At 31.6% G+C, this 24,827-nt stretch carries 23 protein-coding genes; 4 read left to right on the forward strand and 19 right to left on the reverse strand.

Annotated features, from left to right (window positions below; genetic code table 11):
* Positions 1-38 precede the first annotated feature (38 nt).
* From fabI to HMPREF2658_RS07840, 7 genes are all read right to left on the reverse strand, one after another.
* A complete protein-coding gene (gene fabI / locus HMPREF2658_RS07810) occupies positions 39-809 on the reverse strand; it encodes an enoyl-ACP reductase FabI (protein ID WP_000933195.1) in 771 nt (256 codons plus the stop codon).
* Between the two features lie 277 nt (positions 810-1,086).
* Complete coding sequence (locus HMPREF2658_RS07815) at positions 1,087-2,931, reverse strand: monovalent cation:proton antiporter family protein (RefSeq protein ID WP_000395154.1); 1,845 nt, start codon at positions 2,929-2,931, stop codon at positions 1,087-1,089.
* Positions 2,932-2,940: 9 nt separating this feature from the next.
* Positions 2,941-4,326, reverse strand: a complete 1,386-nt coding sequence (mgtE, locus tag HMPREF2658_RS07820) for a magnesium transporter (protein WP_000062413.1) — start codon at positions 4,324-4,326, stop codon at positions 2,941-2,943.
* 20 nt (positions 4,327-4,346) lie between these two features.
* Entirely contained in the window at positions 4,347-5,201 is an 855-nt protein-coding gene (locus tag HMPREF2658_RS07825; RefSeq protein ID WP_000669934.1) for an RluA family pseudouridine synthase, read from the reverse strand.
* Entirely contained in the window at positions 5,198-6,007 is an 810-nt protein-coding gene (locus tag HMPREF2658_RS07830) for an NAD kinase (RefSeq protein ID WP_001270834.1), read from the reverse strand. The genes HMPREF2658_RS07825 and HMPREF2658_RS07830 overlap by 4 nt, the downstream gene beginning before the upstream one ends.
* A 16-nt stretch (positions 6,008-6,023) precedes the next feature.
* Positions 6,024-6,659, reverse strand: coding sequence for a GTP diphosphokinase (locus HMPREF2658_RS07835; RefSeq protein WP_001077683.1), 636 nt, complete (start codon positions 6,657-6,659; stop codon positions 6,024-6,026).
* A gap of 16 nt (positions 6,660-6,675) precedes the next feature.
* Positions 6,676-7,023: a UPF0738 family protein gene (locus HMPREF2658_RS07840; RefSeq protein WP_001242102.1), complete on the reverse strand. Its 348-nt coding sequence runs from the start codon at positions 7,021-7,023 to the stop codon at positions 6,676-6,678.
* A 185-nt stretch (positions 7,024-7,208) separates the two neighbouring features.
* Here HMPREF2658_RS07840 and HMPREF2658_RS07845 point away from each other — a divergent pair, with 185 nt between their 5' ends.
* The 3 genes from HMPREF2658_RS07845 (at position 7,209) to yjbH (ending at position 9,100) form a co-directional block, all read left to right on the forward strand.
* Positions 7,209-7,802, forward strand: a complete 594-nt coding sequence (locus tag HMPREF2658_RS07845; RefSeq protein WP_000224615.1) for a CYTH domain-containing protein — start codon at positions 7,209-7,211, stop codon at positions 7,800-7,802.
* A gap of 103 nt (positions 7,803-7,905) precedes the next feature.
* Positions 7,906-8,271, forward strand: coding sequence for a truncated hemoglobin YjbI (locus HMPREF2658_RS07850; RefSeq protein WP_000214067.1), 366 nt, complete (start codon positions 7,906-7,908; stop codon positions 8,269-8,271).
* Positions 8,272-8,293: 22 nt separating this feature from the next.
* A complete protein-coding gene (gene yjbH, locus HMPREF2658_RS07855) occupies positions 8,294-9,100 on the forward strand; it encodes a protease adaptor protein YjbH (protein WP_000896697.1) in 807 nt (268 codons plus the stop codon).
* A 459-nt stretch (positions 9,101-9,559) separates the two neighbouring features.
* On the opposite strand, the gene pepF is transcribed toward yjbH, so the two are convergent.
* The 4 genes from pepF to spxA all read right to left on the reverse strand — a co-directional run bounded on the left by pepF (position 9,560) and on the right by spxA (position 14,009).
* Complete coding sequence (pepF, locus tag HMPREF2658_RS07860; RefSeq protein WP_000082725.1) at positions 9,560-11,368, reverse strand: oligoendopeptidase F; 1,809 nt, start codon at positions 11,366-11,368, stop codon at positions 9,560-9,562.
* A gap of 47 nt (positions 11,369-11,415) precedes the next feature.
* On the reverse strand, positions 11,416-12,402 hold the full coding sequence (locus tag HMPREF2658_RS07865; protein ID WP_000959271.1) for a competence protein CoiA: 987 nt from the start codon (positions 12,400-12,402) through the stop codon (positions 11,416-11,418).
* Positions 12,403-12,522: 120 nt separating this feature from the next.
* The gene (gene mecA, locus HMPREF2658_RS07870; RefSeq protein WP_001217728.1) at positions 12,523-13,242 is read right to left on the reverse strand and encodes an adaptor protein MecA; all 720 of its coding nucleotides are present in this window, start codon (positions 13,240-13,242) and stop codon (positions 12,523-12,525) included.
* A 371-nt stretch (positions 13,243-13,613) separates the two neighbouring features.
* Positions 13,614-14,009 (reverse strand): transcriptional regulator SpxA, encoded by a 396-nt coding sequence (spxA, locus tag HMPREF2658_RS07875; protein ID WP_000258003.1) that lies wholly within the window; start codon positions 14,007-14,009, stop codon positions 13,614-13,616.
* Positions 14,010-14,303: 294 nt separating this feature from the next.
* On the opposite strand from spxA, the gene trpS reads away from it, so the two are divergent.
* Positions 14,304-15,293: a tryptophan--tRNA ligase gene (gene trpS / locus HMPREF2658_RS07880; RefSeq protein WP_000448938.1), complete on the forward strand. Its 990-nt coding sequence runs from the start codon at positions 14,304-14,306 to the stop codon at positions 15,291-15,293.
* Positions 15,294-15,334: 41 nt separating this feature from the next.
* Here trpS and opp4C read toward each other — a convergent pair whose 3' ends face one another.
* From opp4C to HMPREF2658_RS07920, 8 genes are all read right to left on the reverse strand, one after another.
* Entirely contained in the window at positions 15,335-16,216 is an 882-nt protein-coding gene (gene opp4C / locus HMPREF2658_RS07885; RefSeq protein WP_001180265.1) for an oligopeptide ABC transporter permease, read from the reverse strand.
* A gap of 11 nt (positions 16,217-16,227) precedes the next feature.
* Positions 16,228-17,190: an oligopeptide ABC transporter permease gene (gene opp4B / locus HMPREF2658_RS07890; protein WP_000593421.1), complete on the reverse strand. Its 963-nt coding sequence runs from the start codon at positions 17,188-17,190 to the stop codon at positions 16,228-16,230.
* Positions 17,183-18,163, reverse strand: coding sequence for an ABC transporter ATP-binding protein (locus HMPREF2658_RS07895; protein WP_000427779.1), 981 nt, complete (start codon positions 18,161-18,163; stop codon positions 17,183-17,185). Before HMPREF2658_RS07895 ends, opp4B begins: the two co-directional genes overlap by 8 nt.
* A 2-nt stretch (positions 18,164-18,165) precedes the next feature.
* Entirely contained in the window at positions 18,166-19,152 is a 987-nt protein-coding gene (locus tag HMPREF2658_RS07900; RefSeq protein WP_001067045.1) for an ABC transporter ATP-binding protein, read from the reverse strand.
* A 50-nt stretch (positions 19,153-19,202) separates the two neighbouring features.
* Positions 19,203-20,918, reverse strand: a complete 1,716-nt coding sequence (gene opp4A, locus HMPREF2658_RS07905) for an oligopeptide ABC transporter substrate-binding protein (protein ID WP_000517178.1) — start codon at positions 20,916-20,918, stop codon at positions 19,203-19,205.
* A gap of 211 nt (positions 20,919-21,129) precedes the next feature.
* On the reverse strand, positions 21,130-22,785 hold the full coding sequence (locus HMPREF2658_RS07910; protein ID WP_000197092.1) for a peptide ABC transporter substrate-binding protein: 1,656 nt from the start codon (positions 22,783-22,785) through the stop codon (positions 21,130-21,132).
* Between the two features lie 18 nt (positions 22,786-22,803).
* Positions 22,804-23,745: an ABC transporter ATP-binding protein gene (locus HMPREF2658_RS07915; protein ID WP_001258350.1), complete on the reverse strand. Its 942-nt coding sequence runs from the start codon at positions 23,743-23,745 to the stop codon at positions 22,804-22,806.
* On the reverse strand, positions 23,735-24,817 hold the full coding sequence (locus HMPREF2658_RS07920; protein WP_000140054.1) for an ABC transporter ATP-binding protein: 1,083 nt from the start codon (positions 24,815-24,817) through the stop codon (positions 23,735-23,737). Before HMPREF2658_RS07920 ends, HMPREF2658_RS07915 begins: the two co-directional genes overlap by 11 nt.
* Between the last annotated feature and the right edge of the window lie 10 nt (positions 24,818-24,827).

Consider the following 24,827-nt stretch of genomic DNA (forward strand, 5'->3'; position numbering starts at 1 on the left):
CACATATATAATAACGTGAACAAAGCTGTTGAATGATATTATTTAATTGCGTGGAATCCGCTATCTACATGAATATTTTCACCTGTAACGCCACTTGATAAGTCACTTAATAAGTAAGCCGCTGTTTTACCTACTTCTACTTGATCAACGTTACGTTTTAAAGGTGCACGCTCTTCGATTTCTTTAAGAATTGTATTGAAACCACCCACACCTTTTGCACTTAATGTACGGATTGGACCAGCTGAAATTGCATTAACGCGAATATTATCTGGACCTAAGTCTAATGCTAAATATTTAACATTTGCTTCTAAGCTCGCTTTAGCAACACCCATCACATTGTAGTTTTGAACTGCGAATTCGCCACCTAAATATGTTGTTGCAACAATGCTACCACCTTCTGGCATTAATTTTTTAGCTTCATGAGCAACGATAGTTAGTGAGTAAGAACTAATGTCTTGAGCTAACAAGAAACCTTCACGTGAAGTTTCAGAAAAACGTCCGCGTAAGTCTTCCATATTAGCAAATGCGATTGAATGATATACACCATCGATATTGCCAACATCTTTACCAATTTGCTCAAAACCATTAATAACCTCTTCATCGCTTTGAACATCAATTTGATATAAGTGCGCTTCTGGTTGATTTAATTGTTCTAATAATTTTTCAAGCTCTTTACGGCTACGTTCTTTACGGTAAGTAAATACTAATTTAGCACCTAATTGATCTAAAACTTTAGCGACACCAAAAGCAATACTACGCTTATTAGCGATTCCCATGATGACATATGTTTTGTTTTCAAGATTTAACATGTAAGATAACTCCTTATAATAATTAATTTAACGGATAGAATATCTAATCCCAGTTTTAACTAACTTTTTATTCGTCAATACATTTTAACACTATTATGACTTTTTAATAAAGTTATTTAAACGTATTACAACGATAAATGTTTGATTTAGTCCTTTCTGTATCAAACTTGATTTACGTAAAAAGCATTTATTTATCAAAATCATATACATACAAGCATTTTAAAATCATTAATTTTACGTCGTACTAAAATACGTTTGCATTTTAATATCATTATTGTTAAAAATAAAATTCTAACTCTCGCTTCAATTCATCAACGTATTCTTTAGCACCGGTAACAATTAAGCGATCTCCATATCGCAATTGTGTATCTCCATGCGGAACAATCGACTCATTATTACGGATAATACGCACGAAGATGATGTCTCCTCCGAATGGGAAATTACGTAATTGAATATTTTCATATTTATAATTTAACATTTGAATTTCATATAGTGACGTTTCAACATTACTTAATAAATTCAACATGTTAGGTGTTTCAATTAAACCTTTTAATAAGATTTTATTACTTAAGTAGCTACTGAAAATTTCAATACCTGAATCAACTAACTCTGTATCGTCCGTTGTGCTTTCAAGTCTGCAAATGACACGCTCAACTTGATGTGCTTTGGCTAATTTAGCAACTTTTCGGTTAATATCATCGTCATTCGTGGCACAAACAACTATGTCTCGGTCAAACAGACCTAGTCGTTCTAAAACATCTTGTTCATAATCAGCAATTTCTATCATAGTGATATCATCCGACAATTGACGACGATCACTCAAGTCTTTGCGATAATATAATGTCACGTCATATAACTGAGATGTTAAATTTTGCGCTATAGGAATCGTTAATTGATTTTTACCAATTAAACTAACTTCAATTTTACGGTTAAACTCATCTGGAACTGGAAACAGTTTTTTGAAAATAATCGGAACGAATACACATGTAATGACTGCGCTTAAAATTAATATACCTGACGTTTCAGCTGAAATAGCATTTAATCTTTCTGAAATTTTGGCTGCAGCTATCACGAGCGATAATGTTGATGTTAATAAAAATGCTGATGCAATCGTTGTTTTCATATCAAACCAACGTCGAATAAACATGACTGGAATTAATTTTGAAATGATAAATGCAACGATTAAAATCGGTATGATAATTAGTAATTTCGGTTCTTTAATTAATGAAGGTATGTTTAAATCTACACCAACCATTATAAAGAAAATAGGAATAAAGAACCCATAACCAAATGAGTCTAACTTTTCAACCATTTCTTCATCTGGATTTAATAATGAAACAACGACACCTGCTAAGAATGCACCTAATATATTTTCTGCGCCAACTCCCTCTGCTAGGGCTACTAATAATATTATTAATGCAAACACCGCACGAATACCGATTTGAGTCGTACCATCCATCAATTTTTGTAAAAATGACATTCTTTTAAATTGAACACCTAAAATATATGAAATTGCTGTGAAAACAACTAATATACCTATTAACCATATTGTACTGCCGCCTTGACCATTGATTGCACCATAGACCGTTAATAAAATCATAGTTACTAAGTCCGCAAGTACTGCTACTAATAAGATAAATTGACCTATAGTTGTTCTCATAATATTCATTTCTTTTAAAGTTGGAACAACTACACCTAAGGAAATAGTTGAAATGATAATGACCATTAATAACACATCATCCACTAATCCAAGCCATTTAAATACATACGCTAAAAGAATCGAAATAATCATAATAAATGCAAATACAGTTAACGCTAGATTAAGATGCCCTGGAATTGAGGATTCATCATCATTTTGTCCTTGACGTGCGCGTTTATCTTTTTTAAAAGCTTTAAAATCAATTTCTAAACCACTTAAAAACATTAAAAAGATAAAGCCTAACGTTGATAAAATATTTAGAATTGAATCCCTTTCTACTATATTTAGAAATGAATTTCCAATCACAATCCCCATCAAAATTTCTGCAACAACAACTGGCAAGAAATTAATATTTAATCGATTGACAATTATTGGAGTTAAAAACGCTGCTAAAACAACAATAACTAAAGATAAAAACTCCATAACTCCTCCTTAAATTAAGTAAGCCATAAATGATGTAGCTAAACCAAAATAAATCAACATACTAATAATATCATTAATTGTTGTAATAAATGGTCCACTAGCCACTGCTGGATCGATATTCAATTTATTCATCAATAATGGAATCATCGAACCTACAAACGTCCCCACCGTCATCGCACAAGTTAAACTTCCTGCAACGATTAATGCTAAAAGTGGCTGATGATATATTGCAACAATAATTGTAAATAATATTGTTGAACATACAACACCTGATAATACACCACTTCCCGCTTCTCTTAATGCAATTCTAAATTTACTTTGCTCATTAATTTCCCCTGTCGTAATGTTACGAACTGAAACGGCTAAAGATTGTGTACCTGAATTTCCTGACATACCACTAATAATAGGAATAAACGCTGCGAGTAGCGCTACATTTTCTAATGTTTTTTCGAATCTCCCTAAAATTGTCGCAGTAATCATTCCTAAAAATGTTAAAATAATCAACCATGGTAAACGCTTTAATGCTGTTTTAATGATTGAATCATTAGTCGAATCGATATCTGAAACCCCGGCTAAACGAGAGTAGTCTTCACTAGCCTCTTCATCCATAACGTCTAAAATATCATCAATCGTGATGATACCAAGCAAATGGTCTTGGTAATCTATAACAGGTACAGCCATGAAATCATAGTCTCTCATAACTTGAGCAACATCTTCTTGGTCGTCTGCTACATTCACACTAATGACACGTTCATTCATAATATCTTCAATATAAGCATCATTTTCAGCTACAATTAAATCTCTTAGCGATAAAACACCTACTAATTTACCATCATCATCAACGACAAAGATAACATATATTGTTTCTGCGTCTGGCGCTTGCGCTTTGACCAATAATAACGCTTCTTTAACAGGCGTATGCGCTTTAAGTGATAAATACTCCGTCGTCATAATACCGCCGGCCGTATCCTCATCATAGTGAAGTAATGCTTTGATTTCATTCGCGTCATCTTTATTCATCAATGTTAAAAGACTAGCAACTTTTGGTTTAGTCAACTCATTTAAAATATCTACTGCATTGTCGTATGACATTTCTTCTAATATGTGACTTGCGTATGTCGCATTCATCTTATCAAATAGCAACTCATATTCATCGTCATCAATATCTAATTGATCAAAGAAATTTGCAACTTCTTCAGGTGATAAATATTGAAAAATCTTTTGTCTATTTTCATCGGTAGTATCTTCAAAATACTCACTTTGTTCATATGTGTGTAATGCTAGAAATTCATCTCTAAATTGATCAATATCATCATTTTCTAAGTATTGATCTAATAAAGTTTGGTCGTATAATTCCTCTTGAACACGCTCTTTTTCATCTGTGTTCATTGACATACTTACACCCCCTGTGTGAATTAGAGTTGATTGAATAATTTAAGTAATTGCTTATAATCAATTGTAATATAAATATTGTTCTTATTGATTGGATGAACAAAATATATTTGCGTACATTGCAGTACTTGACCATGAATTTTATCATGAAAACCATCATACAAAGAATCTCCCACAATTGGATGCCCAATATGTTGAAAATGTACACGAATTTGATGTGTACGACCCGTATGCAAATGAACTTTGCATAAACTGTATTTATCATTCTGATTTATTACTTCATAAGATGTTTTAGCGTATTTACCATCCGAGGCAACTTCTCTAGTTATAATACTATCCTTTGACCGTCTAATATTAGCTTCAATAATACCAGATGTATGGGTTTTACCATATACAAGGCAAGTATATATTTTTTTCAAGTTTACTTTAGAAAATAAATGATGGATATGTCCATATTTAGCGAATATCACAATACCAGTTGTATTACGATCTAGACGCGTAACAATATGTGGGTTAATATTTTCACCATGTTCCTGACAATGATATAGTACTTGTTCGATTAAACTTTCATGAGGATGTTCTCTCGAAGGCGTACAATTTTGATTGTTTGGTTTAGTAACTATGATGATAAAAGCATCTTCATACAATACTTCTAGCTTACGAGCATAAGGTATTAAATTAACACTCGGTATTTCTCGCGGTAAATGAATTTCTAATATATCATTTGGCATTAATTGCTTACGCACTGTGACTGGTTCATCATTAACAATTAAAGCGCCATTATTTTTAATGGCGCTCACTGTCTTCTTAGAAAAATCATGTCGTGCTAAAAAAGTTTTAACAGTTTCTTGTTGCGATATATGATACTTAAATTTCATCGTTCTTCATCACTTGATATGAAAGAATCGTGTACACGTTTCCAGAATGGGAATGGTCTAAAACGTGCAAACCTCACTTTTTCATTTGCTACACGGTATTGTATTGAATTAACATTTTTATGTTTGATACTAACATGATCTATCGTCATTCTAATGGTATCATGATTAACTGGTGATATTAAACATGTATGATGCTTTGGTAATACAAGTGGTGATCCTACCGTTCTAAACACACGATTATTTATTGAGGCAATTTCTGTAATTTGCATTGCTTCAAGTGAAGGATGTATCAGCGCGCCACCTAGCGCTTTGTTATAAGCCGTTGAACCCGAAGGTGTTGATACACATAATCCATCGCCTCTAAATCGCTCAAAGTGTTTCCCTCTTAAGTTAACATCCACAACAAGTGTTGAGCCATTTTCAGTTTTCATCGTTGCTTCATTTAATGCTAAATACCTTGTTTCATAGCCGTTGTCGTTGTATCTCATAATAATTTCAAGCAATGGATATTCAATGACCTGAAACTCTGAATTATTAATTTCGATGATTAATTTTTCAACTTCATGAGGTAACCAATCCGCATAAAATCCTAAATGACCTGTATGAACTCCAACAAATGCCACTTTTGATAACATGTGGCTATATTGATGGAATGCTTGTAGTAATGTACCATCACCACCAACTGAAATAACAATTTCAGGATTTTCACTATCCTCAATCATGCGAAAATCTTTCATATAGTTCATCATTTTATGCTTTAAGGCATTAGACTTGGAGTCACCTTTAGTTAAAATTGTATAACGCATGATTTATAACACCTCGTTAATCATTTTCATGTTTTTTAGAACGTTTTTGCGTGTAATATTTTTGAGCTTCCTGAATTTCATCTTTAATTTCAGACATCTCTTCATCAAGTAAATACGCTGCTTCTGCCGCTCTTTCCAAACGATGTTGAATTTCATCCGGATAAGCACCATCATATTTATATCGTAAAGTATGTTCAATCGTTGCCCAGAAATTCATTGCTAATGTACGAATCTGAATCTCAGCCAATATAAATTTTTGGCCTTGTAATGTTTCAATTGGATATTCAATAATGACATGATACGACCGGTAACCACTCTCTTTAGTGTTACGAATATAATCTCGTTCTTCAATTACTTTAAAATCTTTTCTTTGTCTTAAAATATTGACGACAACATCAATATCTTCAACAAATTGGCACATCATTCTTAAACCAGCGATATCGTACATTTCTTCTCTTAACCTATCAAATGGTATTTGTCGTTTGTTTGCCTTATCTATAATACTAGCGATTGGTTTAACACGACCAGTAACAAATTCTATTGGCGACGCTTGTTCACCAACTTCATATTGTTTGCGCATGCCTTTAAGTTTCACTTTCAACTCATCAACCGCTTGCTTATAAGGTGTTAAGAACTGATCCCATTGATTCATAGTGCTTCACCCCGCTTTATTCAATGTCGAATGTTTCTTCAACGGTTGCAACAAATTCCTTACCATAATTATTATTCCCTTTTATGTTGTCTAAAATATAAGTAAGTTCTTGGTGGAATTCAGTCAATTCTAGTTCATCATTGATAATAATTTTTTTAGTCATGTTTTCATGCAACATCGTCCATGTTTCTTGTACGAAAATGAGATAAGCATACGCTTTACCATCATCTAATGTATACGCAAAGGCATAATTATCACTATCAACGAGCATTTGTCCTACTTCAGATAATCCTTTAATAGAATCTTCTGTATAACAATAAAGTATGTCATCTTTAATTTTAATTTCATTAATATATAAACGCATGCTTAATCCTCCTCTTATTCCATAACATTTTAACACAATTCAATAATACAAAACACTTACGAACACTATTTTTAATGGTCAAACTAACATTGATAATAGATAAAGGAAATTACTTTTAAAATTCAACTTTGTCATTCATAATATAGTTAAGATAAATTGAATTTGATACGAGGTGTATACATATCATGGCAACAAATCATGAAATAGAATTTAAACAAATGATAACTGCATCAATCTATAATAAATTGCAAGAGAAATATTTTAAAGACAGTGTACTGTTTAAGCAAGTCAATTACTATATTGATACACCCGATTTCAAATTAAAGGAACATTGCTCTGCACTACGCATAAGAGTTAAAGACAATCAATATGAAATGACTTTAAAGACACCAGCAAAGGTTGGTCTATTAGAATACAACTATATCGTCGACATTAAACCAGAGATGAACTTGATTATTTCAAACGACAATCTTCCAGATGACATTCGTCAAATTGTAGTTGAACAGTTTGGTGTAAAGGATACAACTTTATCAATACTTGGCGCATTAACGACATATCGCCAAGAAACTAAATATAAAGGTGATTTACTTGTTTTAGATAAAAGTGAGTATTTCGATACTACGGATTATGAGTTAGAGTTCGAAGTTAAAGACTATAATCAAGGTTTACAAAAGTTCCAATCTTTATTAAACGAACTAAACCTCGAACATCATCAACCTTTAAATAAAGTTCAACGTTTTTTTAAGAAAAAAGAAACACTTTCAAACAATATAAATTAAATTGGCAAATATGCATATTTCTTTCAAATGTTTAAAATCATGTTATATTAGTTATATATTAACTTAAGTCCGTAACAGTAAATTTTTGAAAATGGGTGATTAAATGACAACAACACCATATGACATCATTGGTAAAGAAGCGTTATACGATATGATTGATTATTTTTACACCCTTGTAGAAAAAGATGAACGACTTAATCACCTGTTTCCAGGAGATTTTGCAGAAACAAGTCGTAAACAAAAACAATTTTTAACACAGTTTTTGGGCGGTCCAAACATTTATACCGAAGAACACGGACATCCTATGCTAAGAAAAAGACATATGGCGTTTACAATAACTGAATTTGAAAGAGATGCATGGTTAGAAAATATGCAGACAGCAATTAATCGCGCTGCGTTTCCACAAGGTGTTGGAGATTATTTATTTGAGCGCTTAAGATTAACTGCTAATCATATGGTGAATTCCTAAAATTAATTGTAGGTGAATAAACATGGCTGGAGAATTACGAATAATGGAAAATAAGAGTCGTGAAGATATTAATCTATCACCTGTAAGTAAAATCGAAATTTATTCATTTTTCGATCCATTTAGCTCCGATTGCTTTAAATTATCAGCAATCTTATCCAAATTAAGAATTGAATATAATCAATATATACGTATCAGACATATATTAAATCCTTCGTTAAAAGTATTAACGAAATGCCAAGCTCAAAGTACATCCAACTTTGATAACATCGCCCTAGCTTATAAAGCAGCTGAGTTACAAGGTCGTGTACGTGCGGAACGATTTATACATTTAATGCAAAATGAAATCATACCTAAAAGAGATATTATTACAGAATCAATGATTTGTGACTGTATTCAAAATGCAGGTATTGATTTAGAAGTATTTAAAGACGACTTACAAAAAAGCAAACTAACCGAAAGCTTGAAAATTGATTTGCATATTGCAAGAGAAATGGAAATCGAACAAGCCCCTTCTCTCGTTTTCTTTAGTGAAGATGTTCATGAAGAAGGTTTAAAAGTCGAAGGATTATACCCATATCATATCTATACTTATATAATTAATGAATTGATGGGTAAACCTATCGAAAAGAATCTTCCTCCTAAACTAGAAACTTATATACAGCAACAACAACTTGTAACGATGGAAGAATTACTTACTATTTATGAATGGCCAGAAAAACTTTTAAACAAAGAGTTAAAGAAGTTAGCTATTCAACAAAAAATTGAAAAACTTAAATATCCAGATGGCGATTTCTGGAAATCTAAAATGCCTAAAATCAAATCAAAATAAATAAATTAAAGACCTCGTACACCATAAATGTAACGAGGTCTTTTTATTGACTCTTAATTTTGCAACATTAAATTATTAAAACGTAATGTTACGCATCGATCTAAATATAATAGTGATGTTTTTCGAATTTAACCAGTTCGAAAATTATACAAATTATAAATTTGGTACATAATAGACATATATTAATCGTTAATGTATAAAAAGTGCAAATTTAATACATTTTTATACAACGTCACTTCCCTCTTATTAAAAAAGAACATAAAAAAACGTCGTGTCTGAATACACGACGCTAAACAAAGGGGATGGGAGAAATTTTTCACTTCAAACAAAGGGGTATGTTTGTTATGTGATTAATTTCATGTTCATAATATAACACGCTATCTCTCCCATTTCAACCTTTTAATAGTACTTAATTTAAATTGTCACAATCTGTTCATAATGTAAGCGAATACAACAGCGCTAAGCTTTCATTAATTTTTCAAAAGCGTTCAATTTTTGTTCGAAAACTTCACAAGCTTGTTCAATTGGTTCAGGTGTTGTCATATCTACACCAGCATTTTTTAATATCTCAATTGGATAATTTGAGCTACCTTTTTTCAAGAATTCATTAATATATCTATCTACTGCTGGCTTACCTTCTGTTAAAATTTGATGACTTAAGCTTTGAGCTGCACTGTAACCAGTTGCGTATTGATATACATAATAATTCATATAGAAGTGTGGAATACGTGACCATTCCTTACTAATATCTTCATCAGTTTCTACAGAATCACCGAAGTATAATTTATTTAATTTGGCATATTCTTCATTCATTCTAGTTGGCGTTAATGGTTCACCTGCTTCTTCAATGGCATGAATTTTATGCTCAAATTCTGCGAACATTGTTTGTCGGAATAATGTAGCTCTGAAACGTTCTAATTCTTGGTTTAATAATAATAAGCGTTTTTCATCATCAAGATGTTTATCCATATAATCACTTAAAAGTGCTTCGTTACAAGTTGATGCAACTTCAGCGACAAAAATAGTGTAGTCACTAGAATTTGACGGTTGGAATTTTCTACTGAAGTAACTATGTGCTGAATGTCCAAATTCATGAACTAATGTGTATAAGTCTGAAATAGTATTAGACCAGTTAAGTAGAATAAATGGATTAGTTAAATGTGCACCTGATGAATAGCCACCTGAACGTTTACCTTTATTCTCATAGACATCGACCCAACGATTGTTTAAGCCTTCTTTAACTACATTTAAATATTCTTCACCCATTGGTTCTAAAGCTTTTAACATCCACTCTTTAGCTTCTTCATAAGGCATTTCAAACTTAATATCTTTAATTAATGGTGTATATAAATCATACATTTTCAAGTCATCTAAACCTAGCAATTCTTTGCGCAATTCAGTATATCTATGTAGCAATGGTAAATATTTATGTACAGTTTTTACTAGATTGTCATATACATTTTCTGGAATATGATTATTACTCAATGCTTTTTCTCTTGCAGTTTTGTAATTGTGTGTACGAGCATTAAATACATTTTTCTTCACTTCACCTGCTAGCGTAGCGCCAAGCGTATTATTATGAGCACCATATGCTTTATATACATTTCTAAAAGCACTTTCTCTTAGTTTGCGATCATCTGATTCTAAATACTTAATAAATGTGCCTTGTGTTAACGGATGTGCATTTCCATCTTTATCAATCGCATCTTCAAATACTAAATCAGCGTTGCTAAACATACCGTATACATTTGATGGTGTTGATAACGCGTCCTGCGCTTCTGTTAATAACTTTTCAGTTTCAGCATCTAAAATATGAGGACGTTTTTCATTAATCAACTTCAAATCAAATGCGAATTTTTGTAATTTATCATATGAATTTACAAATGATTGAATTTTATCTTCATCAATTTGTAAAATCTCTGGCACTAAGAAACTCCATGCCGAGCTAAATTTAATAATTAATTGATGTGCTCTTGACTCCATACCAGTATACTTGTCGTTCGTTGTATCTTGGTCTTGTTTTAGATGCGCGTATACATATACTTTTTCTAATTTAGTACCTAATGTATCTTCTAATTCTAACGCATTGTATAATGTCTCAGCACTATCACCAATGTGCCCTTTAAATTGTTCTTCTTTGCCTAACTCATTTTCAACTTCTTTAAATGCAGCCTCAAAAGCTTCATCATCTTTGAAAATTGTTGTTAAGTCCCATGTATATTCAGGATATTTACGTTCCTGTTCTTCTCTCGATAATTGTTGACTCATATGTAGTAAACCTCCTAATAAAATATAATTGATATAATTTTCTCATTTTAGAACAAAATTTGCACGTCATTACCTCTATTTGAACTAATATTTAAATAATTGTTAATAAGTTTTTCTATAATTGCTGTTTTACTTTCTAGAGCAACAATAAACTTTTTCAGTTTAAAATAATTAAGATTGTCACTTAGTAATTTGCTTTTTCCATTCTTTAACCATAAATCAACTTGTAATTGCCACTCAATTGGATGATTTTCAATATAAATTTGCTCTGGAAAAATATAACCATAATTGTGCACTACTTCTTGATCAGTTAACTGTAATTGATACATTGCACTTAAAGTGGGTTCTAAAACAGAATTTTGCCAGCGACAGTATTTGATATATTGATTAATTGCGAACTTTGATAATTTATAAACAGCATGATAATCACAAGGCGCCTCATTAAACAACTCACTAATTTTGGCATTCCTTTTTTCAGCGACATATTTGTGCCCGCCTAAATATTGTATTTGTTGAAACATCATTATTTGTTTTTTCTCTAAATTGAACGTATGAAGTTTTCGAGTGATTGGATTAATAAATATACTTTGAAAATGATTGAACTTCACTTTATTATGACAATAATCAACATCATTTAATAACCAACTTACTTTATATCCCATTTTCTTTAAACCTTCCGTTCGTTGAAGAATCTGTTTATAAGGAATTGGCGAATACTGTAGCTCAATAACATATTTATTATTAATCAAAATATCCGGAATTTGTTTTATTTCTTTTAAAAATGGTTCTATCTCTACTTTACATCCTTGTTGCTGTATCATCTGTGCTAAAATCAATTTACTTTTATAATGTTTAAACGATTCATTATTAAAACATTTTTGTTCCGTTAAATGTTTATGTGCAAAATGACTAATTACTTTGAGCCCACGCTTTAAAATAACTTGCTTGCCACACACCGGACAAAAATATTTTATCTTTCTCAATGCAGTAGTTGCTAACACACGTTCCTTTTCTTCATTTAAAGCTACTAACATATCTTCACCTCAAAATATTACACGTAAGTTTAACTACTATTACTTTTTCAGCTTTTGAAATCAATAAAAAAAGAGACTCCAAAGAGTCTCCTTTCATAGTGCGTTGCTTAATTAATATCGTTATTCAGTTGTCTCTGGAAAATAACGTCGAACTTGAGCTGTTACATTATGACTCATAATTATTTTAGCATAGTCATTTAAATAAACTTCTGTTCTGTCTGTTGGATAAGCAAATTCAAGCAATTGACTGTAACTATCATTAATGACCTCTTGATCAACATGACTATCAAAATGTACAGCATAATAATAAGTACCATCAACCATATATAACAAATCTTCAAACTCTGTAGTTATTGGATTGCTATGATATGCATAATTAATAACATCTTCTAAATCGTTAAATTTCACAATAATTGTTCTTGTATTTTTACGTGCTGAAGACTTTTGACGTTTAGAACCTTGAGCTTCTTTTTCTTTTGTTCGTTGCTCGAATAATTCTTCTAATTGATCTTCACCTTCTAATGTTTGAGCTAACAATTCTTGAACTTGTTCATCAAATTGATCAGTTGCATCATCATCAGACATATTCATCATATCTTCATTTTTAGATTTAGAAATTGTGACTTCGACACCTTTTTCAAAGGCATGTACTTGAATCCATAATGGACCTTCTACAACAAAATCTTCTTCTTCGTTAATTTCATCCATCATTGACCAAAAGAATTCTTCGCCACGTTTGCGATTTGTCCATAAATCTTCACGACTAAATCCACGGGCCTCGATATCGCTATATGTTATAAACAATTTTACAGTTGTATCATCTACTCGTTCTATTCTCATATCATCTCACTCCTTACAGTCGATGAATAGTATCCACATTGTATTAAAGCATCAAACAAAATACAATATATTTGTTTGATTTCTTTCTCTAAAATATTTTGGTAACTTATAATAACATATTCGTTGTAGCAAAACTATTTAAATGATTTATACAGTTAAAGCATTAAAGCACTTTCTTAATTTAATTTTACCTTATCATAGCAAATGTTTCATCCAAAACACTCTAAATATAGAGCTATATTAACAATTGCACATTTGATTTAAAAGATACTAAGCAATTATTGTAAAATTAAAACCAAAAAAGCAACACTATAGAAATAGTGTTGCTTGACATATCTTTTAGTAAAGTATGACACATAGTTAAATGGTTATTAGTCAACCATACGTTGTGCTTCTTGTAATTGGAACGTACGAACTTTTCTAGGTAAGAAACGTCGAATCTCGTCCTCATTATAACCAACTTGTAGTCGTTTATTATCTAAAATAATTGGACGACGTAATAAGCCAGGATTATCTTGAATGATTGAATATAAGTCTTGTAATGGTAGTGAATCAATATCAACATTTAATTTTTGGTATGTTTTAGAACGTGTAGAAATGATTTCATCAGTACCGTCTTCAGTCATTTTTAATATTTGCTTAATTTCATCAATTGTTAAATGTTCAGAAAAAATATTACGCTCCGTATACGGAATGTCATGTTCTTGTAACCATGCTTTCGCTTTACGGCAAGATGTGCAACTTGGTGAAGTAAATAATGTTACCATACATCTCACTCTCCTATTTGAATGAATAAAATTCATTGCTTAAAATTTAGTTATAGATCAAGAAAAAACATTTTTTTCTAAAATTCTTAATCGTTACTATTTATTATAACTATCTAACATTAAAATTAAATGAGAAAAACCTAATTTTTCAGATAAGTTTCTACACTTATTTTTAAGGTAATAAATCCCTTTGTTAGTAGCAAGTTATACATATATTCTAACACATCTTACATTTTTAAGAAATACTGTTATAATGATAATTGTTAAATTATTACTAAGAAAGTAGGCATTTAAATGGAAACATTATTTTCAGGCATTCAACCTAGTGGAATTCCTACTATTGGAAATTATATTGGCGCATTAAAGCAATTTGTTGATGTGCAAAACGACTATGATTGTTATTTCTGTATCGTAGATCAACATGCAATTACAATGCCACAAGATCGCTTAAAATTACGTAAACAAACTAGACAATTAGCAGCGATTTATTTAGCTTCTGGTATAGATCCAGACAAAGCAACATTGTTCATACAATCTGAAGTCCCTGCACACGTACAAGCAGGATGGATGTTAACTACAATTGCTTCTGTCGGAGAATTAGAGCGTATGACGCAATACAAAGATAAAGCTCAGAAAGCAGTTGAAGGTATACCAGCTGGTCTATTAACATATCCACCTTTAATGGCAGCTGATATTGTTCTTTACAATACTAATATCGTTCCAGTTGGCGATGACCAAAAGCAGCACATTGAATTAACACGTAATCTTGTAGATAGATTTAATAGTCGTTATAATGATGTCCTTGTGAAACCTGAAATTCGTATGCCTAAAGTTGGTGGCCGTGTTATGAGTTTACAAGATCCAACAAGAAAAATGAGCAAAAGTGATGACAACGCTAAAAACTTTATTTCATTATTAGACGAACCAAATGTTGCTGCTAAAAAAATTAAAAGTGCTGTGACTGATTCAGACGGTATTATTAAATTCGACCGCGACAATAAACCAGGTATTACAAATTTAATTTCAATATACGCTGGATTAACAGACATGCCTATTAAAGATATTGAGGTAAAATATGAAGGCGAAGGTTACGGTAAATTCAAAGGCGACCTTGCTGAAATAGTTAAAGCATTTTTAGTAGAATTCCAAGAAAAATACGAAAGTTTCTATAACTCAGATAAACTTGATAATATTTTAGATCAAGGTAGAGATAAAGCACACAAAGTTTCATTTAAAACTGTCAAGAAAATGGAAAAAGCGATGGGTTTAGGACGTAAGAGATAAAATAAAGAGGTACTAGAATTAACTAGTGCCTCTTTTATTATTTAACGTCTACCTCTAGGATTAAAAGCATCTTTAAGCCCTTCCCCTACAAAGTTTATACTTAATATAGTTAATGTAATCATTATAGCAGGTGGCATCCATATCCACGGTTTACCACTTATAACATCCCCTTCTTGAGCATCACTCAACATATTACCCCAAGATGGGATTGCTTTACTTATTCCGAATCCTAAAAAGCTCAATCCTGATTCCACTACAATCATACCGGCAAATAACAATGTTGCTTGTACGATAACTACACTTAATATATTCGGCAAAAGATGTTTCAAAATAACTTTATATGTAGGTGTACCAATTGATTTTGCTGCTAAAAAGTATTCATTTTCTTTTTCTTGAAGTACTTTACCACGAACAAGTCTTGCAATACCTCCCCAACTTAATACGATAATAACTAGAACAAGAATTATGGCAGATCCATAAGGATTTTTAATTTTATCTCCAAGTGCAGCATTTAATACAATTGCAAATATTAAAAATGGAAATAACATAACAAATTCGGTTATTCTCATTAATAATGTATCAACAATACCTCCAAAATAACCAGAAATCACTCCAACTGTAATTCCAATCAAAAGCATTCCTATTGTAGATGTAATTCCAATGGATAATGAAATACGACCTGCATATAACAAACGACTAAAGTTATCCCTACCACCAGAGTCTGTACCAAGAATGTTTTGTGCTGTCATTTCACCTTTTATATTTAATAAATCTTGTTGGTTCACTGGAAAAGGAGCTATTAATGGCGCTATAATTGATACAATAGTTATGATTAATAAAAAAATAATCGATAACATTGCAATTTTATTATGAATAAATTTAGACAATGCAATTTTAAAAGGCGATTTTGACTTATTTTGCATTCTAATCCCCCCTAGTTACTTCTAATTCTTGGATCTATAAATCCATAAGTAATATCAGAAATCAAATTACCCAGTAAACCTAAAAATGAGAAAAATAACGTTAATGCCATCATTAATGGATAGTCTTGACCTATTACCGATTCTAAAAATAATTTACCGATACCGTTATATGAAAAAATCGTCTCAGTAATCACAGCTCCACCTAAAATACTGACAATATCAGCACCTAAAAATGTAATAATAGGTATTAGAGAATTTCTCAATATATGTTTATTATAAATTTTATTCATAGATAATCCTTTTGACCTTGCCGTCAATACATAATCTTTTTTAGAATTTTCAATAATATCATTACGTAAATATTGAATATAACCAGCAGTAGATAATAATCCTAAAGTTAATGCAGGTAAAAATGTATGATAAATTTTACTCATATAATATTCAAAGGTACCTTCTTTAAGGTTAATATCAACAGAACCTTGAAACGGGAACCATTGTAATTCAAAAGAAAAAATAAAAATTGCAAATACTCCCGCAATAAAAGATGGAATGGCTAACATCAAATAATTAAATATTTGCACAGTATAATCCGTCAAACTGTAAGAATATCTACCTGACGTTATTCCTAAAGCAAATGAGATAATATAAGTAATAATTAATGACATAGCACCGAGTAATATTGTATTTGGAATTCTTTCCTCAATAACATCAATTACCGGCCTTTTATATTTGATTGACTCCCCTAAATCACCGTGTATAACATGATTGACCCATCTAATGTATTGATGTGGTATTGAGTCGTTGAGACCTAATTTTTCCCTTTGTGCATTTATTGCTTCTTGTTTTATTTTACCGTTTTGTAAATCTGAAAATGGATCTCCTGGTTGTATGATTGCTAATGAAAATACAACTATTGAGATTAAAATTAGTAACGGGATCATTAACCCTAACCTTTTAAGTATTAATTTAATCATTTAAATCACCTACTTTATCTAAGTAGAAACAAGCAACTTGATGTTCATCACCTATGTCTTTTAATTGTGGTATATTTTCTTTACATTTATCTTGAGCAATTGGACATCTAGTATGGAAAGGACAACCTTGCGGCGGATTACTTGGCGAAGGTAATTCTCCTTTTAATATAATTCTATTGTTATTATGTTTATCAATTTGTGGTATTGATGAAATTAATGCTTTTGTATATGGATGTTTGGGATTTTCATAAATTTCTTTATCAGATGCGATTTCAACTATATGACCTAAATACATAACTCCAATGACATCACTTATATGTTTTACTACACTTAAATCATGTGCGATAAATAAATAGCTTAAGTTAAATTGTTCTTGTAAATCTTTTAATAAATTCAGTACTTGAGATTGAACAGATACATCTAATGCACTTACAGGCTCATCAGCAACAATTAAACTCGGACGCAAAGCCAGTGCTCTTGCAATTCCCACTCTTTGTCTCTGTCCACCTGAAAATTCATGTGCATATTTATAATATGCATCTTCACTTAGACCAACACATTTTAATAAATATAGAACTTCTTTTTTTATTTCTTCTTTTGGCAATTTTTTATAATTTAAAATAGGTTCTGAAATGATATCTCCAACCATTTGCATCGGATTCAATGATGCATATGGATCTTGAAATATCATCTGATATTGTTGTCGTGATTTTCTTAGTTTATTACCTTGTAATCTTGTTATATCTTTACCATTAACAATTATTGAGCCTGAAGTTGCATCTTCAAGTCTGATAATCACTTTTCCTAACGTTGACTTACCACAACCTGATTCGCCTACTAATCCAAAAGTCTGTCCTTTTTTTATTGAAAACGATACGTCATCAACAGCTTTAACGTACTGAGTTTTTTGTAATAATCCAGTTTTAATTTTGTAGTATTTTTTTACTTGATTTACTTCTAAAATATTTTCCATTCTTATATCTCCTTATATTCATTTTGGTATAAATGACACCGTACAATGACGTCTTCACAAACATGCATTTTAGGAGATTGATTATTACAAATATCCAGTTTTTTGTTACATCTATTTGCAAATCTGCACTTATTAACGTGAAATGCTTGGATTGATGGCACAATTCCTTCTATTGTTTCAAGTCGTTTCTGTTCTTCTTTAAGTTTTGGAATTGTAGATAATAATTTTTGGGTATAAGGATGTTTCGGATTGTGTAGTATTTCTTTTATATCTCCAAATTCTACAATTTGACCTGCATACATAACCAAGACTTTATCGTAAAACTCAGCAACTACACTCAAATCATGTGTAATCATCATAATTGCCATTTGCGTTTCCTTTTGCAATTCTTTTAATAAATCTAATATTTGCGCTTGAATCGTAACATCCAATGCAGTTGTAGGTTCATCAGCAATTAATAATTTAGGAGAACATGAAATGGCCATTGCAATCATTACTCTTTGCCTCATACCACCAGATAATTGATGAGGATAGCTATTTAATATTTCATCTTGTCTTGCAATTCCAACTTTTTTTAGTAAATCTTTTGCTAAGTTATTTGCTTCTTTTTTAGAAATTTTTTTATGGGATTTTATAGATTCCACTAGTTGATTTTTTATGGTAAATACCGGATTTAAAGCAGTCATAGGTTCTTGAAAAATCATAGCAATATCATTTCCTCGAATATCTAGCAATTGCTTCTCATTTAGCGTATCGATTCGTTTACCATCAAATATAACTTCTCCATTACTTAGTTTAGATATCTTTTCTGGTAATAATTTAATAATTGACTTACTTAATATTGACTTACCGCAACCAGATTCCCCTACTATACCCAAAACTTCTCCTTTAGATAATTCAAAAGAAATATTTTCAACAGTTGCTAACCATTCATTATTTATTTTTAATGATGTTTCTAAATCTTTAACCTCTAACAATACATTATTCATAACATCCCCCCATATAAGTAAACCTCGACAAAATCGTCGAGGTTACATTACTAAGCTTCTTTAGTTAAATTATATAAACTTTGATCAGTACCAATTTCAATGTCTAAGTTTCGTACTTTATCATTAACTATAGTTATCGATTTACCTTGGAACATTGGTAATCCAGGTAACTCATCAATCATATATTTTTGCCATTTAACATAAATATCTTTACGTTTCTTTTCATCAATGCCTACTTTATCGAAGTCTAATGCATCATCTAAATATTGATCTGATTTTGGTAAAACTGTTCTCATTTCATTTTGAGGTCTATCAGTGTGGTATAAATCTGATGGGTCTGGATCTGTACCACCTGCCCATGATCTGAAGTACACTTCCATATCTTTTGATGCATTTGCTAAGTCTTCATTATATTTACCGAATTCTACTAACTTCACATTTGTTTTCAAGCCAACTTTTTCCCAGAAATCTTTTATCGCAGCAGTTCTTGGTTCAAAAGTAGGATTTGAACCTGAATAATGTTTAAAGTTAATCTCAAATTTATTACCTTTAGGATCTTCTCTAAATCCGTCACCATCTCGATCTTTATAACCTAACTTATCTAAGATTTTTTTAGCTTTTTCAGGATCATATTTATAATCGTTTAGTTCCTTAGGATCAGCTGCTATCCAATGCATTGATGGTACAAAACTATTTATTTCACTAGCGTAACCATTGAAAAATGCTTTGATCCATTTTTCTCTATCAATTGCATAAAGCATTGCTTTACGTAATTCTTTGTCTTCATATTTTGGTCTCACTTTACCAGTTTTATTAGCTTTTTTATCGTAATCATGAGATACGAATCCTATTAAACCGTAGTCTAAGCTTGGCGCAGATAATACCTTGAGACCAGCATTAGATGACTTAGCATCTTTTGCCATTGCACCGGTAGCATCATTCGCAACATCAATATCGCCTTTTTCCATTGCCTTAATAATTTGAGCTTGATCAATAACTTTTAAATTGATTTTGTCTAATGCAGGCTTACCTTGCCAATAATCATCAAATTTAACAAGTTGAACAGCCTCACCTGGGACGATTTTCTTAACTTTATATGGTCCAATACCAATAGGATATTTTCGGATTTTATCTGATTTCGCTAAATCTTTAATTGGTACATCTGATAAATATTTTTTACTTAATAAAGGTCCAGTAATAAATCCTGTTAAGTAATTTTCTTGCTTTTTATCAAATGTAACCTGCATTGTGTAGTCATCTATTTTCTTCAATCCGCTAATATGATCAGCTTTTCCTTCATGATAATCTTTTGCACCTTGGATATTTTCTACACTTGGATAATAAGCACCTTCGTAATCCTTGTTAGCTAAGACTTCAATTGAATAAATCCAATCATCAATTTTCAATTCATTACCATCATGCCATTTAATACCTTTTTTAATTTTAAATTCTATTTTCTTAGCCGGCTCGATGTCCTTCCATGACGCAATATAAGCTTTAGGACGTATTTTTTTATCAATTGCTAATAAACTTTCGTTAAAATATCCTTCAACTACAGCGTCCGCATGTGTACTATTTAATAACGAAGAATAAACACCACTTGGCGGTGCTGTTAACGCTACATTTAGCGTACCACCTTTATGTTTTGACGCTTCTGTTTTAGTAGCATCTTTTACTCCTTCATCTTTATTACTGCTTTTTCCGCAAGCACTCAACACTAAAACGACAATAAGAAGTATTGAAATATATTTAATAAGCTTCCCCATACATATGCCTCCTACTTTCAATCTAATATTTTCTTTTTAGTTTACTCATAGAAAAAATTATTACAAGTTTATTTTTAGAATATTCAGTCATTTATGCATTTAATCAATTTTAGTAATTTAAAAACCGACTTATTTTAAATTTTTATTCCCAATGTTTTTCTGCAATACAAAAAGACTGGAGATATGTCTCCAGCCTAATTTACAAAACAAATTATTTTTTCTTTTTACCTGTTTCTTTATCTATCGATTTATCAATATATACATGTTTAAGTGAGTTATTTGGACCAAATTTATGGTAAATTAATCCTTTTACTTGAGGATTTGTTAAATGTGCAACACCTTTTTGATAAATTGGTGCTACCGGTGCATCTCCTAGGAACATTTCTTCTGCTTTTTTCAAGTTTTCATATCGTTCGTTCGGTTGAAGCGCCAATTCGGTTCTTGCTACTTTAAGTAATTGATCGTATTCTTTATTACCCCAGTCTGTATTATTTTGTGCGCTACCTGTGGTCATTGTTTCTAAATAAGCCATAGGATCAGGGTAATCTGCAGACCAACCACTAAGCGATGCTTCAAAATTGTTACTCAGTTCTAGTGATACTCTTTGTTTAAATGGTAATTGCTTAATTTTCAAAGTAACTCCTGGTAAATTTTTCTCAACTTGCGATTTGATATATTCAGCAGATATTTTTGCATCTGGTGTATCTTCTGTGTTCATTGAAAATGTCAATTCATTTTTACCTAACTCTTTTTTAGCTTTGTCCCAGTGTGCTCTTGCTTCTTTAGGATTATATTTTAGAGGTGAATTCATGGTACTCGCATAATCTTTGCCATTAGGTGCTTTCGCAATGCCTTTGGCTGTTAGTGTATCGGAAGGGATTGAACCATTGTTTTTCACTGAATCAACGTATCCTTTTTTATCTATTGCTTGTGCGATAGCCAGTCTTAAATTTTTGTTTTTAAAATCAGGATATTGTTTTTCATTCATTTTTACAAAAAATGTCCCAGTCGTTAACACAAAGTTTAATCCTTTATTATCTTTATATTTATTTACTTGATCTGCTGTAATAACTGCGTCATCTACTGATTCAGTATCATACAATGATGCACCTGCTTGTAAGTCTTTAATAACTTTATAATTCACTTTATCTAATTTTACTTTCTTTTTATCCCAATAATACTGATTTTTAGATAGTAACGTTTTATCTTCTTGTTTCCAATCATCAACTTTAAATGGACCATTGTATACCGCTCTATCAGCTGCCGTACCGTAATTTTTACCATATTTTTTGGCAACTTTTTCATTTTGAGGTGCAAATGTATTAAGTGCTAATAATTGATTAATATATGGAACCGGCTTTTCTAATTCAATTTGTAATGTTTCATCATCTAATGCTTTGATACCTAATTGCTCTACAGGTTTCTTACCAGTACTAATATCACTCGCATTTTTAATGTCCCCCATAATGTATGCAAATTCAGAACCTGTTTTAGGGTCAACTGTTTTTCTCCAAGCATAAACAAAGTCTTGTGCAGTCACTTTGTCACCATTGCTCCATTTAGCATCGCTTCTTAATTTAACCTTTAACGTTTTACCATCTTTACTCTTTTCAGGAAAAGCTTTCGCAACACCTAACACCGGTTTGTCACCTTTTCCTAATGTGTATAAACCTTCGAATGTTTGCGCTGTCACTTCAGAAGATATTTCATCCGTTATTAATGATGTATCAAGGGATGTTAAGTCTGATGACAAAATTTTTCTGAATACTTGCCCTTTATCTGAATAAATACCATCATCATTAGCACAACCACTTAATGCAATTGTGGCAACCAATATTAAAATTAGCGCTTTCAACTTTCTTGTCATTTCATTTCCCCCTTCCCCTTAATCTTGTGTCACCAACAAATTTTTTTGTAGTCGTGCCGCTTCTTCTTCAGTACTAAAGACAAAATGCTGTGGTCTTATTTCATGTAATTGTCTTAAATGATTATTTGCTTCATCATCAATATAACTAAATCGTTTACGACTACGTTCCGATTCAGGATCCGGTTGAGGAATTGCCGACAATAAAGACTTAGTATAATCATGTAATGGATATTGATAAATATCGTCTGCTGGTCCGATTTCTACAATTTTCCCAAAATGCATGACTGCAATTCGATCAGAGATATACTTCACCATTGATAAATCATGTGCAATAAATAGGAATGTAATACCTTTTTCACGCTGTAATTTTAATAACAAATTGACTACTTGAGCTTGAATTGAAACATCCAATGCTGAAATAGGTTCATCTGCTATAATAAATTCTGGTTCAACGGCTAATGCACGGGCAATTCCAATACGTTGGCGTTGTCCACCTGAAAATTCGTGCGGATAACGATTGGCATGTTCTTTACTTAATCCAACAGTTTCAAGTAAATCATAAACACGCTTTTTACGGTCACGTTTATCACTAGCTAAATGATGGATATCAATACCTTCAGCTACTATATCCATTACTTTTAACCTAGGATTTAAAGACGCATATGGGTCTTGAAAAATCATCTGTATCTTTTTATTAAATTTAAGCAAATCTTTACGTTTACGAATCTTTTGTATATCAATACCCTCATACAAAATTTCTCCACTTGTAATATCATTAAGTTTGATAATTGATTTACCAGTTGTAGATTTACCACACCCCGATTCTCCTACTAAACCTAATGTTTCCCCTTTGTATATATCAAACGAAATATTTTCAATTGCTCTCACTTCGTTTTTCTTTCCTGCGTTAAAATATTGCTTTAAATTTTTAATCGATAGTAATATTTCATCAGTTCTCATTGAACGACACCCTTTCTACCTTGAGTGGTTTTTCATAATTATTAGGCATCGGTTTCATACGTTGTTTTACCAACTCGGGTAGTTCAACTTTTGGTGCACGTGCGTCTAATAACCAAGATTTCACAAAATGTGTCGGTGAAACTTTAAACCACGGTGGTTCTACTTTAAAATCAATATCTAATGCATATTGACTACGTCTAGCAAATGCATCACCTTGAGGTGGATGTAATAAATCAGGTGGCGAACCCGGAATTGCTAATAATGGTGTGTCATTTGTTGTTGATAAATCAGGCATTGATGATAAGAGTCCCCAAGTATATGGATGTTTGGGGTCATAAAATATCTCATTAACATCTCCTGTTTCAACCATTTGACCGCCATACATAACTGCAACTCTATCAGCGATATTCGCAACAACCCCTAAATCATGCGTAATAAAGATAATCGCTGTATCAATTTTTTGTTGCAGCTCTTTCATTAAATCTAAAATTTGTGCCTGCATCGTAACATCAAGTGCTGTTGTAGGTTCATCAGCAATAAGTACTTTCGGTTCACATGCTAAAGCTGTAGCAATAACAATTCTTTGTCTTTGGCCACCTGAAAACTGATGAGGATATGCTTTAAATCGTTTTTCAGCATTTGGTAAACCTACAAGATTCAAAATTTCTAATGCGCGCTTCTTTGCTTCTGATTTACTATAATTTTTATGCTTCATGAGTGGTTCCATGACTTGTTTACCAATTTGCATCGTTGGGTTTAAAGATGTCATTGGATCTTGAAAGATCATTGAAATATCTTTGCCACGTAATTTAATTAACTCATTTTCAGGTTTTTTTGCTAAATCTTCCCCTAAAAATAAAATTTCTCCCTTTTTAATTCTTCCTGTGTCCCCTTGGAATAATTTTGTAATTGCTTTTGTTGTTACAGATTTACCTGAACCTGATTCACCAACAATTGCCAATGTTTCCCCTTTGTTTAAATAAAAATCTACACCTCTCACTGCCTGCACTTCCCCTGCTGTAATATCAAAGGAAACATGCAAATCATTTACTTCTAATATTCTTTCAGTCATATGCTATGCC

Origin of the sequence: Staphylococcus sp. HMSC062H10, assembly GCF_001836945.1 — a bacterium.
GTDB classification, from domain to species: domain Bacteria; phylum Bacillota; class Bacilli; order Staphylococcales; family Staphylococcaceae; genus Staphylococcus; species Staphylococcus aureus.